Below are 14,435 nucleotides of genomic sequence, written 5' to 3' on the forward strand. Positions count from 1 at the left end.
GCTATCGCTAGGATTGAAAGTCAGTCAGCAATTCATACGTTTCCACCAGCGGCAATCCAACCACTGCAGAATAACTGCCCTGAATTTCACGGACAAAATTTCCACCCAGCCCTTGGATTCCATAGGCGCCCGCTTTATCCATGGGTTCCTGAGTCTCGATATAGTGACGAATTCGCTCGGGCGTCAAATGACAAAAAGTTACCGTTGTTTGTACACACCGCGTTATTATTTTATGTGAATCAGCAAGGGTAACGGCAGTGAATACTTGGTGAGAGTGACCTGATAATTGGGTCAGCATATCAAAGGCATGGCTAGGCGATAACGGTTTTTCCAGCACCCGATCCCCCACCACAACGATAGTATCTGCACCTAATACTGGCCGATTATCTGGGGCTATCTTAACCCCGGCCAGCGCTTTATCTCTCGACAACCTTGTCACATAATCGAGCGGTGACTCATTCGCCTGTCGTTGCTCGACAACCTCAGTAACTAAACGAGTAAAGGGTACGCCTAATTGTGTGAGCAACTCGGCACGACGAGGAGAGGCTGATGCAAGATAAATGGGCAACATAAATAGCCTTACTGAATCGAGAATTGATAACGTATCTTACGCATCAATAAAAATAGCCAAGGCCACAATAATCCATCGACCAATGCACCCATAAAAATTCCTGGGCGGAAGGTGATATCCGTCACCATAAACTGAACCCAAAAAACCATCACATCACTGACCAGCGAGAACAGCACGACAACACCAGCTTGTTGCCACAGCGCCAAATTACGAAATAGCTGAAATCGGTAAACAATCAGGTAAGCAATAATACTGAACGTTAAGGCCCGGATCCCTAGGGTGGAGCCTGACACCAGGTCCATTACCATGCCGATAAAGAAACCTGTGCCGATATTCACGCGATGGGGTAACGCAAGAATCCAGTATAAGAGTAGCAGCAACATCCATGATGGCCGGAACATGTAATATTGCTCCGGCCAAGGCATCACTTGTAAAACGAGGGCGATGACAAACGAAAGCCAGATAACCCAACCACCTTGTCTACGATAGCGACTCAAGGACGCCCTCCAGACGGTAGAGACTGTCCTGTAGCCGCTGGAACTGTAGCGGCAGGGGGTGTTGCACTAGCCGAAGGGGAAGTTGGCGTCGGCGCCGTTGTCGCAGGGGATGTCCCAGCCGGAGTCGGTATTTGCGGCATCATCTGCTGTAAACGCTCATTCGCCACTTGATTGACCTCTTGGGGGGTTGCCGATACGCCGGATTTATTGTCATTGTTCCACAATAATAATAGATAGCGTAAACGTTGCAAGTCCGCCGCAGGCCGCACTTCAATCACCGTTGTCGCGCGCTGCATATCCGGTGTGACAGAAGACACGACACCGACCGGATACCCCTCAGGGAAGCGTCCACCTAACCCGGACGTCACGAGCACATCCCCGACTTTTACATCGGCATTTCCAGTCAAGTGTTCAAGTTGAAGGTTTTCGGTACAACCATTACCCGTTGCAATAGCCCGTAAATCGTTACGGAGTACTTGCACCGGTAGAGCATGTGAACCATCGCAGATCAGTAAGACTCGGCTGGAGAATTGGGCAACCGCAATTACCTGCCCCACGACGCCTTTATCACTAATCACTGGCTGGCCTTCGTACACGCCACTGCGTGAGCCTTTATCGATCACCACTTGATGACTATAAGGGTCGGTAGCTTCCGAAATGACTTGGGTCACCATTTTATGTTCGTCTTGGCGGAGCGGAGAACCGAGGAGTTCTCGTAGGCGCACGTTCTCTTGACGATATTGCCCCAACAACAATAACTGACTATTTTTCAGTCGTAACTCTCGCTGAAGTGCTTGGTTTTCTTGTTCAAGTGTCTGACGGGAGGTGAGAGCGTCTGCAGTACTGTCGAGGAAACGACGAGGGCCGTCAGCCATAAAGTAGAAAGGGCTGACTGAGGTATCGAGGTAGTCGCGTATCCCACGAAACGAGCTAACGTGACTGTCGGTTATGATCACTGCAATAGCCGCCAATACAGCTAATACTAAGCGTATCTGCAGAGAAGAGCCTCTGCTAAAAATCGGCTTCATAAAATCCTGCGTGTTTTTCACAAAAAACAAGGGAGCGCGTTTCGATGCACTCCCAAAGGCCGGAAAGGTAATTATGCTGAATTAAGCGTAGTGCAAGATCCTTTATTCAGCGAATAACCGCTACTCCTCGCTAAAGAGATCGCCGCCGTGAATATCAATCATCTCAAGAGCTTTACCACCCCCACGCGCAACGCATGTCAGCGGGTCTTCAGCAATGACGACAGGAATACCGGTTTCTTCAATCAATAAACGGTCAAGATTACGTAATAACGCACCACCGCCCGTTAGGACCATCCCACGCTCTGAAATATCCGAAGCAAGTTCTGGTGGGCACTGCTCTAATGCCACCATGACGGCACTGACAATACCGGTTAACGGTTCTTGTAGCGCTTCGAGGATTTCGTTTGAGTTCAGGGTAAAGCCACGCGGAACACCTTCAGCAAGGTTACGGCCACGCACTTCAATTTCTAAAACTTCATCGCCCGGGTAAGCCGAACCGATCTCATGTTTAATCCGCTCAGCCGTGGCTTCACCGATGAGTGCCCCATAGTTACGACGAACATAGTTGATAATCGCTTCATCAAAACGGTCACCGCCTACGCGGACTGATGCAGAGTACACCACACCGTTTAGGGAGATCACGGCAACTTCTGTCGTCCCGCCACCAATATCGACAACCATTGAACCTGTTGCTTCAGAAACAGGTAAACCCGCACCAATGGCAGCAGCCATAGGTTCTTCGATAAGGAAGACTTCGCGCGCACCAGCACCTAATGCTGATTCACGGATAGCTTTACGCTCGACTTGCGTCGCGCCAACCGGCACACAAACCAATACGCGTGGGCTTGGGCGCATAAAGCTGTTGCTGTGGACTTGCTTAATAAAGTGCTGAAGCATTTTTTCAGTCACAAAAAAGTCAGCAATGACGCCGTCTTTCATTGGACGAATTGCCGCGATATTACTCGGCGTACGGCCAAGCATTTGCTTAGCCCCTTGGCCCACCGCAGCAACGCTTTTTGGCGAACCGGCGCGATCTTGGCGAATTGCCACAACGGAAGGCTCATTCAGAACGATGCCTTGCCCTTTTACATAAATCAGGGTATTGGCAGTACCCAGGTCAATGGACAGGTCATTAGAAAACATGCCACGAAATTTTTTAAACATACTAGGGGGTAATCCTGCAAGCTGGGGGCGAAAATAAAATCCGCCTACTCTACCAACCACTCGAAGCAGCGACAAGCCACAAAATCTGGCGCTTCGGTGAAAACTTTAAGTTAATTGACATTCAGCACTCGTTAATCGTTTACGATCGAACAAATACTTTTAAAAACAATTCGTTACCCAATTTTTTTAGAAAACGCAAAAACGTATCGAGAAATAAAATCTAACACTTATACTTTATTTCTTTGTCCACCTTCATAGCAGAAAAATTCAACAACGCTTTGCAATGGATAAACGTTGGGGGATTCTACCCTTATTTGGTGATATTTGCTCAACTTTTAGCGTAATAATTCAACATAAAATTGCCACTAAACACTAGCCATCATTCAATTGAATTTTTTCTAAGCAGAATCTTTCGGAACATTCTTTACGGGGAAGCGCGATTAAGTGACAATTAATTGGAAATCTCCCGCCAACTTATCCTCAATACTCAGTTGCTTTAGGGGCTAAAATCGCCAAAACTGCACGACTCAATCACTAAATGACGTTAAATTCGGCTTTTTTTTGGCGTAACGAGTGACAAATAGATTCGGGCAGAGTATTTTACGCAGTGCTTAACTATTGCAGGAGATACCCGCAAGATGGCTAATAAATTTCACATTTTGCTCTTAAACGGTCCAAACCTTAACTTGTTAGGGACCCGAGAGCCAGAAAAATATGGTCATGACACACTAGACGATATCGTGTCATCACTGCAGATTCAGGCTCAGGATTTGAATGTGCAATTAAGTCATTACCAATCCAATGCGGAATCGGCCTTGATCGATCAAATCCATCTTGCCCGTGGCAATGTGGATTATATCATCATCAATCCTGCAGCGTTTACACATACCAGTGTAGCAATACGTGATGCGTTTTTAGCGGTCAGCGTTCCTTTTATTGAAGTGCATCTCTCCAATGTGCATGCGCGTGAACCTTTCCGCCACCATTCATATCTTTCAGATATATCATCCGGCGTGATCTGCGGCCTTGGGGCTGATGGATATCGTTGGGCTTTACATACAGCGGTAAAACGCCTGTTAAATTCAAATTAATATAGAGTACGGAACCCACCATGGATATTCGTAAGATTAAAAAATTAATCGAACTGGTTGAAGAATCAGGCATTGCTGAGCTAGAAATTTCAGAAGGTGAAGAGTCAGTACGTATTAGCCGTTCCCCGGCAAATACCGGTTACCCGATGATGCAACAAGCCTATGCTGCACCGATGCAACCTGCACCAGCCTTAGCGGCAGCCGTCGCGCCAGCGGCAACTGAAGCTGCTGCACCGGTCGCTGCTGCACCAGAAGTGACCGGACACACTGTTCGCTCACCAATGGTCGGGACGTTCTACCGTACCCCAAGCCCAGATGCTAAGCCTTATATCGAAGTTGGCCAAAAAGTTAACGTTGGTGACACACTCTGCATCGTTGAAGCGATGAAGATGATGAACCAAATCGAAGCGGATAAAGCAGGTGTCGTTAAAGCGATCCTCATCGAGAGCGGTCAACCGGTGGAATTCGACGAGCCAATGGTCATCATCGAATAACGAGGTCCCTATGCTGGAAAAAATTGTTATCGCAAACCGCGGTGAAATTGCACTGCGTATTTTACGTGCCTGTAAAGAGCTCGGTATCAAAACGGTGGCCGTTCACTCCACCGCTGACCGCGAGCTGAAGCACGTGCTGATGGCTGACGAGACAGTCTGTATCGGTCCAGCACCATCAGTAAAAAGCTATCTGAATATCCCTGCACTCATCTCCGCCGCGGAGATTACCGGTGCAGATGCTATTCACCCTGGCTATGGATTTTTATCTGAGAACGCCGATTTTGCTGAACAAGTTGAGCGTTCAGGCTTCGTGTTTATTGGTCCTAAAGCAGAGACCATTCGCCTGATGGGTGATAAAGTCTCCGCGATCAATGCAATGAAGAAAACGGGTGTTCCTTGCGTGCCAGGATCCGACGGATCGCTGGGTGACGATATGGATAAGAACCGTCAAATTGCTAACCGTATCGGTTACCCAATTATTGTTAAAGCCTCTGGCGGCGGCGGCGGACGCGGTATGCGTGTCGTGCGCAGCGACAAGGACCTTGAAACTTCCATTAAAATGACTCGTGCTGAAGCCAAAGCGGCCTTCAACAACGATATGGTCTATATGGAAAAATATCTCGAAAATCCACGTCATATCGAGATCCAGGTTCTTGCTGATGGCCAAGGCCAAGCTATCTACCTTGCAGAACGTGATTGTTCGATGCAACGTCGCCACCAAAAAGTGGTCGAGGAAGCGCCAGCACCTGGGATTACGCCTGAATTACGTAAGTTTATTGGCGATCGCTGTGCTAAAGCCTGTATCGATATTAACTATCGCGGTGCTGGGACATTTGAGTTCCTTTTTGAAAACGGCGAGTTCTATTTCATCGAAATGAACACCCGTATTCAGGTAGAGCATCCAGTGACCGAAATGATCACCGGTGTCGATCTGATCAAAGAGCAACTGCGTATTGCGGCAGGGTTACCTTTAAGCATTAAGCAAGAAGATGTCGACGTAGTAGGTCATGCCATTGAATGTCGTATCAATGCTGAAGACGCTAATACCTTTTTACCAAGCCCAGGTAAAATTACTCGTTTCCACTCCCCGGGTGGTTTTGGCATCCGCTGGGAATCGCACATCTACTCTGGCTACACCGTTCCGCCACACTATGACTCCATGATTGGTAAATTGATCACTTATGGAGAAACACGTGAGGTGGCGATTGCGCGGATGAAGAATGCCTTAGCAGAGTTGATCATCGACGGAATTAAAACCAACGTTGATCTGCAGCTTCGCATCATGAACGATGAAAACTTCGAAAAAGGTGGGACTAACATCCACTACTTAGAGAAGAAACTCGGTCTGCAAGAGAAGTAATTGCCTAGCAACCTTTATCAAGGCCGGTCTAACCGGCCTTTTTCTTTGGTCTACTTTGAGGGCGAAGATGGATCCTCGTTTTATACAAGCGCATAAAGAAGCACGCTGGTCCCTGTTACTCAGTATAGCTTGGGTCTTAATTTGGGTCGTAACGGCTTATACTGGTGGCCAAGAGTTAGGGCTATTCGGCTTCCCCCGTTGGTTTGAATGGTCATGTTTGTTTGCCCCTGCCCTATTTATTTTCCTCTGCTGGATGATGGTTCGATATCTCTTTGCAGACCTCCCCTTAGAGGACTGATTCCATGAACACTCATGTGCTCATTCCACTCATTATTTATCTCTTACTCGTCGTCATGATCTCCATCGTGGCCATGGTGCAGCAAAAACGTGCGAAAGGCCCCTTCCTCACAGAATATTTTCTGGGTGGCCGGACGATGAGCGGTTTTCTTCTTGCCATGACCCTTACCACGGCCTATATCAGCGCCAGTTCGTTTATAGGCGGCCCTGGCGCAGCGTATCAATACGGATTAGGGTGGGTAATGATTGCGATGGCCCAAGTGCCAACGGTCTGGCTCTCACTGGGCGTATTGGGGAAAAAATTTGCTATCCTCGCTCGACGCTATCAAGCGATCACCTTAAACGATATGTTATATGCCCATTATCGTAGCCAGTGGGTCGTGTGGATAGCCAGTATCACCTTATTGATTGCATTTATTGCAGTGATGACGGTGCAGTTTATCGGCGGAGCACGGTTGCTGGAAACAGTGGTCGGTATTCCTTACACCCAAGGGCTATTAATCTTTGGGGCGAATATCGCGTTATACACCTCACTCGGCGGTTTTAGAGCCAGCGTTCTCAATGATGTCTTACAAGGTGTGGTGATGTTAGTCGGCACATTTTTGCTTCTCTATGCGGTCATTCATGCTGCAGGGGGGACGGCGCAGGCGGTGCATCAATTAAAACTGATTAATCCACAGCTGATTGAGCTACGAGGTGCGGGAAATATCATTACCCCTAGCCTGATTATTTCTTTTACTGTGCTGGTCTGTTTCGGCGTGTTAGGGCTACCCAATACCGCGATACGGTCTATTTCCTACAGAGATAGCCGCTCCCTACATCGCGGTATCTTATTGGGGACGGCACTGTTGACCGTCTTAATGCTCGGGATGCATCTTTCTGGGGCCTTAGGCCGAGCGATACTGCCTAATCTTACCGTCCCCGATCAAGTCATCCCAACCCTGATGATGAAAGTATTACCGCCTTTTGCCGCCGGTATTTTTCTTGCCGCGCCGATGGCAGCCATGATGTCGAATATTAACGCTCACCTTCTGCAAGCGTCGGCTACCTTAGTAAAAGATCTCTATTTACGGCTACGCCCAGCTGCTGCAACGCAGGAGAAACATCTGCGCCGCCTCTCCGTTAGCTTTACTTTCGTGTTGGGCGTTGCGGTGATCTTGGCGGCGTGGCATCCACCACAAATGATTATTTGGTTAAACTTACTCGCCTTCGGTGCGTTAGAAGCCGTATTCTTATGGCCTTTAGTGTTAGGACTTTACTGGCGAAATGCCAACGCCTATGGTGCAATAAGTGGCATGCTGGTGGGCGCTGTGCTTTATAGTCTTCTCGCCACGTTTTCGATACACCTTGCAGGCTTACACCCGATCGTTCCGGCGTTAATCGCGAGTTTCCTCGCATTTGTTATCGCGAACCGTGTTGGACAGCAGGCCGCCCCTGCCACCCCTAATCAATAATGGAAATGCTATGCCTTGGATTCAAATTAAGATCAATACCACTGGAAACCATGCGGAACAGCTCGCGGAGGCCTTGGAGGAGACAGGTGCAGTCTCTGTCACCTTTCAAGATACCCATGATAATCCGGTCTACGAACCGCTGCCGGGTGAAACGCGTTTATGGGGCGATACCGATATCATCGGCCTATTCGATGCTGAAACCGATATGGCAACAGTTGTGACTATGATGGCGGCTCACCCACTATTAGGGGAAGACTTCCACCACAAGATAGAACAGATCGAAGATAAAGATTGGGAACGTGAATGGATGGATAATTTTCATCCCATGCGCTTCGGTGAGCGTTTATGGATTTGCCCTAGCTGGCGCGATGTCCCCGACGCCAATGCGGTCAATGTGATGCTCGACCCTGGCTTAGCGTTTGGGACGGGTACACACCCAACCACCTCACTTTGCTTAACCTGGTTAGACGGATTGGATCTTGAGGGGAAAACCGTGATCGATTTCGGCTGTGGATCAGGGATCTTAGCGATCGCCGCGTTGAAACTCGGGGCTTCACGGGCTATTGGTATCGATATCGATCCGCAAGCGATCCAAGCAAGCCGTGATAACGCTGAACGTAATGGCGTGGCAGAGAAACTCGACCTTTATCTCCCCCACGAGCAACCGGAAAATCTTCAAGCGGATGTCGTGGTTGCCAATATTCTTGCCGGCCCCTTACGCGAGCTCGCACCGTTAATTCGTGTGCTACCGGTCGCCGGTGGCGAACTGGGCTTATCAGGGATCTTAGCGAGCCAAGCAGAAGGCGTTTGCGAAGCCTATGCAGAACACTTCGTCCTTGATCCCGTTGCTGAAAAAGAAGAGTGGTGCCGTATCACGGGTAAGCGTCGCACTTAATAGGCAAAAGCTTTACATATGCTTTGCATAACCCGTTAATAAGCTTACCTCCGGTAAGCTTATATTATCGCCGCACTAATGATGGTGCAGCGATAATATAGGAAGATACATGAAAGGATTTCTCCCACTCTGTCTAACCGCTCTCCTAGTCACCCCTTCAGCCTATGCAATACCTTGGTCCTACGAAGGGAATAACTCGCCGGAAAACTGGGGAGCCCTAGGCAGTCAATACCAATTATGTAAAGAAGGTGCCTACCAATCGCCCATTGATATCCACGGGACAATTGAAGCCAAACTCCCCCCTTTACCTCTTCATTTTCGTGCCCATGCGACCACTATCATCAATAATGGCCATACCCTACAACTGAACGTCGATGATGAAGATAATTTTTCTTTGGATGGCATTAACTTTACACTTAAGCAATTCCACTTCCATACGCCCAGCGAGAATAGGATAGAGGGTAAATCTTTCCCGCTCGAAGCCCATTTTGTGCACAGTGATACAAAAGGTCACTTAGCGGTACTGGCCGTGATGTTTGACGTCGGCGAGGAAAACGAAGCACTCCAACACATTATCGACCAAGCTCCCGCCGACAAAAACCAAACGCTACCACTTGATAAAGTGATTGATATCGCCTCGTTATTTCCTACCTCAAAACACTATTACCGATTTAGCGGTTCACTCACCACCCCACCTTGTACCGAAGGGGTTCGTTGGCTAGTGATGAAGGAGAGTGTCTCACTTTCTTCACAACAACTTGACCGTATTAAATCGCTGCTTGGCACAACCAATAACCGCCCCACCCAGCCGTTGAATGGGCGGATGGTGGTTCAATAGCAGCATAACACTAGGGAGGGGGATAACTTTTTCAAAGGTTTTTGTCCCCCTAACCCGTGAATTTGAAAACAAAAAAATAGATAACATACTGTTTAATAGAGATATTGTTATACCCCCCCCTAGGCAGCAGTGAACAAAAGGTGACTTTAAAACAAATTGTTCAAAGTTTGGCCTTTCATCTTCCATAAAAAATGCGTAATATACGCCGCCTTGCGAACATTTAAGGCCACTTTCTACCCTATGCGCATTGGACAATACCAGCTTCGAAATCGCCTGATTGCCGCGCCGATGGCCGGGATCACTGATCGTCCTTTTCGTACGCTTTGTTATGAAAATGGTGCTGGATTAACCGTGTCAGAGATGTTGTCATCGAACCCACAAGTATGGGCGAGTGATAAATCTCGACTGCGTATGGTACATAGTGATGAGCCAGGTATCCGCTCGGTACAGATAGCAGGATGTGATCCCGATGAGATGGCTGCAGCCGCGAGAATTAACGTTGATTCTGGCGCGCAAGTTATTGATATCAATATGGGTTGCCCAGCCAAAAAAGTGAATCGTAAGATGGCGGGTTCAGCCTTACTCCAACATCCCGATATCGTAGAGTCTATTCTACGTGCCGTGGTAAATGGGGTTGACGTACCTGTCACGCTAAAGATTCGTACCGGATGGGATACCGATAATCGCAATTGTGTTGAAATTGCCCAATTGGCTGAGCGCTGTGGTATTCAAGCATTAACCATTCATGGCCGGACTCGTGCCTGCTTGTTTAATGGGGAAGCGGAATACGACAGTATTCGGACAGTTAAGCAGAATGTTTCTATTCCCGTTATTGCGAATGGAGACATCACTGACCCGCATAAAGCCAGAGCGGTACTGGACTACACTGGGGCTGATGCCCTAATGATAGGCCGTGCTGCTCAGGGAAGACCATGGATCTTCCGGGAAATCCAGCATTACCTGGACACAGGGGAGCTACTTGCACCGAAACCACTCGTTGAGGTGAAGTCTATGCTAATCGGACATATACGGGAGTTGCATAGCTTTTATGGCCATGCCAAGGGATACCGTATTGCCCGCAAACATGTCTCTTGGTACTTACAAGAACATGCCCCTGATGACCAGTTTCGGCGCTCATTCAACGCTATAGAGGATGCCAGTGAACAACTGGAAGCGTTGGAAGCATACTTCGAAAACCTGGCGTAAACGAAAAAAAAGAGCTTAAAGAACTATGTTCGAACAACGCGTAAATTCTGACGTACTGACCGTTTCAACTGTTAACTCACAAGACCAAGTCACCCAAAAACCATTGCGTGATAATGTAAAACAAGCTTTGAAAAACTACTTTTCACAGTTAAATGGTCAAGATGTTAATGAACTCTATGAATTGGTCCTGGCTGAAGTAGAACAGCCCCTGTTGGACATGGTAATGCAGTACACCCGTGGTAACCAGACTCGTGCAGCACTGATGATGGGTATCAACCGTGGTACGCTGCGCAAGAAACTGAAAAAATACGGCATGAACTAAGTTTCATTCGTAACTGATTCAAAAGAAAGGCATTATCTGCAAGGATAGTGCCTTTTTTTATGGGGGACATTAGGCCTTTTTTATACATCCTATAAGGCTCTAAAATAGTGTAGCGCTGGTCATTGTCTCAGTCCGTTTATCCTCTATTTATCACTAACATCCTTCCTTATTTATCGAGCAAATGCGGTACTACTGCGTTAACTGACTACATAGCAAAAAACACTTTTAAACAGCAAATAGAGGTGTTGGCATAAAAATACCTTAAAGTAGCTCTGTTATTAGGACTAACTACCCAAAAGTGTGCTCCCCTATTTATCCAGCAGCCCCACCGTTATCTCACTAAGACAGTAGAGGACTTAACCCCTCTTCCTCAATCTCCCCCTTTACCAATCTGCCAAATAAAAGTCGGGGTGTTCTTATTAACGTGCCAATCACCGATATCTCTCGTCTTATAAATCACCGGGTTATGAGAAGAGAGCGTACGCGCATTACGCCAATGACGATCAAGGGCTTTGCTTAAACGCGTATCGGAGGCACCTAATGCATTAAAAAGCTCACTCGTACTACGCAGCACTAACTCCGTGGCGATGACTTGAGCTTTAGCTACTTCGACCTCTGCGATAATATTGGCTTGCTGGATAAGCTCCTCATCCACACTATCGTGTACGATAAAGGCATGTTCCAAAGCTTGTGAGGCTCGTTCAACGGTCGCCTCCACCGCATAAGACCAACTGGCAAGCTGGCCGATTACCTGCAGTACTTGAGCATCATGCCTGACTAATTTAGCGTTACCATGGCTATAGACACGTTGGCGAGCAACCACCGCCTCACTTGCGTCGCGGGTCAGGGCTTTGCTGACTCCCGCTAACGTCGCGAGCAGCACTTGCTGATAGAACGCGGTTTGATAACGGAAACGCTGGCTAAATGGATATACGTGCGGTGTCTCGACTTTCGCTTGCACAAAACGCGTGGTCCCACTCCCCGTTAAGCGTTGCCCGAAGCCATCCCAATCATCCTCTCGCTGTACGCCAGCTTGATGAACATTCACTAAAGCAATCACATCACTGCCATCGTCCGACCGTTGCGCATAAACATCGATCCAGTCAGCATATAATGTTCCAGTACTGTAAAACTTCTCCCCATCAAGCCACCAGCCCTCAGTGTCTGGCGTAACTTTGGTGAGGACTTCGCCAACGTTGACCTCACCGATTTCTGTCCAGCCACTGCCGACCAACTCGCCCGCAACAAAGCGAGTAAACCAACGTCGACGTAGCTCGGTATCCGGTTGGTTTAGGAGGTCTTCAATAAAGGCAAAGTGCGCGCGTAAAGCTTGAGGAAGGTTGGAGTCAGCTTCTGCAAGCTCGGTGAGTAAAGTAAAAAGCTGCGGTAAGGTCAGACCATAACCGCCCTGCTCGACAGGGATACGTAACGTTCCGAACTTGGCTTTTTTTAGCCAAGCCAATTGCGTATGAGGTAACTCGCGATCTCTTTCTCGTTGTACGGTTCCTTCTGCGATGCGCGAAAATAGGGGGCGAAAATGCTCGACCAGTTGTTGGAAAGATTGAGGCTGGCTCATATTAGGCTCCTTGTTCAGAATCGATATCTTGTGCAGTGGGCTCAAAACGAATAATCAATAGAAAAATAATCGGTAATGCGGCGCTAAGTGCAACGAACCAAAACATATTGGTGCCGAATTTGGCCTGTAGTATGGGGAGGATAAATAACGCTAAAGCACTTCCTATACCCGATAATGCACGGCTGAAACCGACTCCGGTTGCCCGAATATGGGTTGGGTAAGAGAGTGAGGGGTAAACCATAATCTGTGCGCCAGGGCCAAACCCTTCTGCAAATAACCATAATCCCAGCATTAAGATAGCCACGACAATTGCGAAGACTGAGGTCGGATGGCCTGTTAGCGCTAAAATAGTCAGAGCGATAAATTGTAAGGCAAATCCCGCTATGGCTACATGACGACTGGCGAATTTCCACGCTAAACGCATCCCCAATAACCCGCCCGTTAAGGCAAACAAAGCATTGAGGCCTAACGAAGCCGAAATGGTCTCGAAAACCCCCGCCCCTAAAAACTGGCTTAAAATGGAAGGAAGGAAGAAAGCGATTGCCGTGTACTCAAAAGAGACACACACATTCATTACTGATGAGACCAATGTCCGTTGTCGGTAAGGGGCTTTGAATAGTTCGACGTAGCTGACCTTAGGTCGTGGTTGAGGTTCCTTATCTTCAGGCTCCGCCGCATTGTAGGCCTCAATCCCATAGGATTTTTTCAAAATACGCACAGCGCCATTAACATCCCCTTGGTTAGCGGCCCATAGAGGGGATTCATTCATAAAGCGACTACGTACTGCGATGATCAACAGTGCAGGGACCGCGCCAAAGAGCAGTGAAGCACGCCAGAGCCAGTCAATATGCTGCGCCGGTAAAAGAAAATAGAGTCCAAAGATCAGTAAAAAACAGACGGTTGAGGCGGCATACCACATCGGGCACCAAGAAGCGACACGTGACGCTTTATTCGCTTGCCCGGTGAATTTCGAAAACTCGGCGAGATAGGCCATCGCTACCGGTAAATCCACCCCAACGCCGATCCCCATTAAAAAACGCGCACCGATAAGTACCCAAACATTTGGCGCTAACCCTGCCGCAATCGCAGATACAACAAAAAACAGCATATCGGCCATAAAAACCGAGTATCGGCCGTACTTATCCGTTAACCATCCTCCGAGTAAATTGCCAATAATAGTGCCAACCATAATCGCCGAGGCCACGACCCCCGTCAGGGTGGGCGTTAGATGAAACTCCCGCACAACATCATCAATGCCATAAGATAAGGTCGTTAAATCATAAGCATCTAAAAACACACCACCTAGCGCTAGAAAAACGATCCAACGGGCATAATGACTCTTCTGTGTCGATCCATTTATTAACTGCGCCACATCGCTCACTGAGCGAATAGGCGCGGAACTCTCGGGTCGGATATCCGATGTTCCGACCTCAATATTTAGTGAACTCATAGCATCCTCTCAACGAATAATAGTGAGTTTGTTATAGAGCGTCTTTTGTCTAAGCTGAAATAGAAAAAGATGATATCTATTTCATAAAATTCAATAAGTTAATTTATTACAGGCGCACTGGGACCCGAGCCTATTTATGCCCGTTCGCTGTTAATTAACCATAACTTCGTGCTCAGAAATCTATATTGCGAG

15 protein-coding genes are annotated in these 14,435 nt (G+C 47.9%); 9 read left to right on the forward strand and 6 right to left on the reverse strand.

Features of this window, described 5'->3' with window-relative positions:
• Positions 1 to 7 precede the first annotated feature (7 nt).
• From HGT71_RS05220 to mreB, 4 genes are all read right to left on the reverse strand, one after another.
• Positions 8 to 571, reverse strand: coding sequence for a Maf family protein (locus HGT71_RS05220; RefSeq protein WP_214216882.1), 564 nt, complete (start codon positions 569 to 571; stop codon positions 8 to 10).
• Between the two features lie 8 nt (positions 572 to 579).
• Positions 580 to 1,068 (reverse strand): rod shape-determining protein MreD, encoded by a 489-nt coding sequence (gene mreD / locus HGT71_RS05225; RefSeq protein WP_214216883.1) that lies wholly within the window; start codon positions 1,066 to 1,068, stop codon positions 580 to 582.
• Positions 1,065 to 2,096: a rod shape-determining protein MreC gene (mreC, locus tag HGT71_RS05230; protein WP_214216884.1), complete on the reverse strand. Its 1,032-nt coding sequence runs from the start codon at positions 2,094 to 2,096 to the stop codon at positions 1,065 to 1,067. The genes mreD and mreC overlap by 4 nt, the downstream gene beginning before the upstream one ends.
• Before the next feature lie 120 nt (positions 2,097 to 2,216).
• Positions 2,217 to 3,260: a rod shape-determining protein MreB gene (gene mreB, locus HGT71_RS05235; protein ID WP_048912818.1), complete on the reverse strand. Its 1,044-nt coding sequence runs from the start codon at positions 3,258 to 3,260 to the stop codon at positions 2,217 to 2,219.
• A gap of 638 nt (positions 3,261 to 3,898) precedes the next feature.
• On the opposite strand from mreB, the gene aroQ reads away from it, so the two are divergent.
• The 9 genes from aroQ (at position 3,899) to fis (ending at position 11,217) form a co-directional block, all read left to right on the forward strand.
• Entirely contained in the window at positions 3,899 to 4,351 is a 453-nt protein-coding gene (aroQ, locus tag HGT71_RS05240) for a type II 3-dehydroquinate dehydratase (RefSeq protein ID WP_048912819.1), read from the forward strand.
• A 20-nt stretch (positions 4,352 to 4,371) separates the two neighbouring features.
• Complete coding sequence (gene accB, locus HGT71_RS05245) at positions 4,372 to 4,845, forward strand: acetyl-CoA carboxylase biotin carboxyl carrier protein (protein WP_214216885.1); 474 nt, start codon at positions 4,372 to 4,374, stop codon at positions 4,843 to 4,845.
• Positions 4,846 to 4,855: 10 nt separating this feature from the next.
• A complete protein-coding gene (accC, locus tag HGT71_RS05250) occupies positions 4,856 to 6,205 on the forward strand; it encodes an acetyl-CoA carboxylase biotin carboxylase subunit (RefSeq protein WP_214216886.1) in 1,350 nt (449 codons plus the stop codon).
• Positions 6,206 to 6,272: 67 nt separating this feature from the next.
• Positions 6,273 to 6,503, forward strand: coding sequence for a DUF997 family protein (locus tag HGT71_RS05255; RefSeq protein WP_214216887.1), 231 nt, complete (start codon positions 6,273 to 6,275; stop codon positions 6,501 to 6,503).
• Positions 6,504 to 6,507: 4 nt separating this feature from the next.
• Positions 6,508 to 7,956, forward strand: a complete 1,449-nt coding sequence (gene panF, locus HGT71_RS05260) for a sodium/pantothenate symporter (protein WP_214216888.1) — start codon at positions 6,508 to 6,510, stop codon at positions 7,954 to 7,956.
• 10 nt (positions 7,957 to 7,966) lie between these two features.
• Positions 7,967 to 8,851: a 50S ribosomal protein L11 methyltransferase gene (prmA, locus tag HGT71_RS05265; protein WP_214216889.1), complete on the forward strand. Its 885-nt coding sequence runs from the start codon at positions 7,967 to 7,969 to the stop codon at positions 8,849 to 8,851.
• A gap of 109 nt (positions 8,852 to 8,960) precedes the next feature.
• Complete coding sequence (locus HGT71_RS05270; RefSeq protein ID WP_099822962.1) at positions 8,961 to 9,689, forward strand: carbonic anhydrase; 729 nt, start codon at positions 8,961 to 8,963, stop codon at positions 9,687 to 9,689.
• Between the two features lie 240 nt (positions 9,690 to 9,929).
• On the forward strand, positions 9,930 to 10,895 hold the full coding sequence (gene dusB / locus HGT71_RS05275) for a tRNA dihydrouridine synthase DusB (RefSeq protein WP_214216890.1): 966 nt from the start codon (positions 9,930 to 9,932) through the stop codon (positions 10,893 to 10,895).
• A gap of 25 nt (positions 10,896 to 10,920) precedes the next feature.
• Positions 10,921 to 11,217, forward strand: a complete 297-nt coding sequence (gene fis, locus HGT71_RS05280) for a DNA-binding transcriptional regulator Fis (RefSeq protein ID WP_048912826.1) — start codon at positions 10,921 to 10,923, stop codon at positions 11,215 to 11,217.
• Positions 11,218 to 11,587: 370 nt separating this feature from the next.
• On the opposite strand, the gene HGT71_RS05285 is transcribed toward fis, so the two are convergent.
• Entirely contained in the window at positions 11,588 to 12,793 is a 1,206-nt protein-coding gene (locus HGT71_RS05285; RefSeq protein ID WP_214216891.1) for an acyl-CoA dehydrogenase family protein, read from the reverse strand.
• Position 12,794: 1 nt separating this feature from the next.
• On the reverse strand, positions 12,795 to 14,243 hold the full coding sequence (locus HGT71_RS05290; protein WP_214216892.1) for an MFS transporter: 1,449 nt from the start codon (positions 14,241 to 14,243) through the stop codon (positions 12,795 to 12,797).
• Between the last annotated feature and the right edge of the window lie 192 nt (positions 14,244 to 14,435).

It is taken from the genome of Rosenbergiella epipactidis (assembly GCF_018494055.1).
GTDB lineage: Bacteria > Pseudomonadota > Gammaproteobacteria > Enterobacterales > Enterobacteriaceae > Rosenbergiella > Rosenbergiella epipactidis.

What these genes read in the sequence shown, in the direction of transcription:
- HGT71_RS05220 (WP_214216882.1), bottom strand. Translation starts at nt 571, where the DNA reads ATGTTGCCCATTTATCTTGCATCAGCCTCTCCTCGTCGTGCCGAGTTG.
- mreC (WP_214216884.1), bottom strand. Translation starts at nt 2,096, where the DNA reads ATGAAGCCGATTTTTAGCAGAGGCTCTTCTCTGCAGATACGCTTAGTA.
- mreB (WP_048912818.1), bottom strand. Translation starts at nt 3,260, where the DNA reads ATGTTTAAAAAATTTCGTGGCATGTTTTCTAATGACCTGTCCATTGAC.
- aroQ (WP_048912819.1), top strand. Translation starts at nt 3,899, where the DNA reads ATGGCTAATAAATTTCACATTTTGCTCTTAAACGGTCCAAACCTTAAC.
- accB (WP_214216885.1), top strand. Translation starts at nt 4,372, where the DNA reads ATGGATATTCGTAAGATTAAAAAATTAATCGAACTGGTTGAAGAATCA.
- accC (WP_214216886.1), top strand. Translation starts at nt 4,856, where the DNA reads ATGCTGGAAAAAATTGTTATCGCAAACCGCGGTGAAATTGCACTGCGT.
- HGT71_RS05255 (WP_214216887.1), top strand. Translation starts at nt 6,273, where the DNA reads ATGGATCCTCGTTTTATACAAGCGCATAAAGAAGCACGCTGGTCCCTG.
- panF (WP_214216888.1), top strand. Translation starts at nt 6,508, where the DNA reads ATGAACACTCATGTGCTCATTCCACTCATTATTTATCTCTTACTCGTC.
- prmA (WP_214216889.1), top strand. Translation starts at nt 7,967, where the DNA reads ATGCCTTGGATTCAAATTAAGATCAATACCACTGGAAACCATGCGGAA.
- HGT71_RS05270 (WP_099822962.1), top strand. Translation starts at nt 8,961, where the DNA reads ATGAAAGGATTTCTCCCACTCTGTCTAACCGCTCTCCTAGTCACCCCT.
- dusB (WP_214216890.1), top strand. Translation starts at nt 9,930, where the DNA reads ATGCGCATTGGACAATACCAGCTTCGAAATCGCCTGATTGCCGCGCCG.
- fis (WP_048912826.1), top strand. Translation starts at nt 10,921, where the DNA reads ATGTTCGAACAACGCGTAAATTCTGACGTACTGACCGTTTCAACTGTT.
- HGT71_RS05285 (WP_214216891.1), bottom strand. Translation starts at nt 12,793, where the DNA reads ATGAGCCAGCCTCAATCTTTCCAACAACTGGTCGAGCATTTTCGCCCC.
- HGT71_RS05290 (WP_214216892.1), bottom strand. Translation starts at nt 14,243, where the DNA reads ATGAGTTCACTAAATATTGAGGTCGGAACATCGGATATCCGACCCGAG.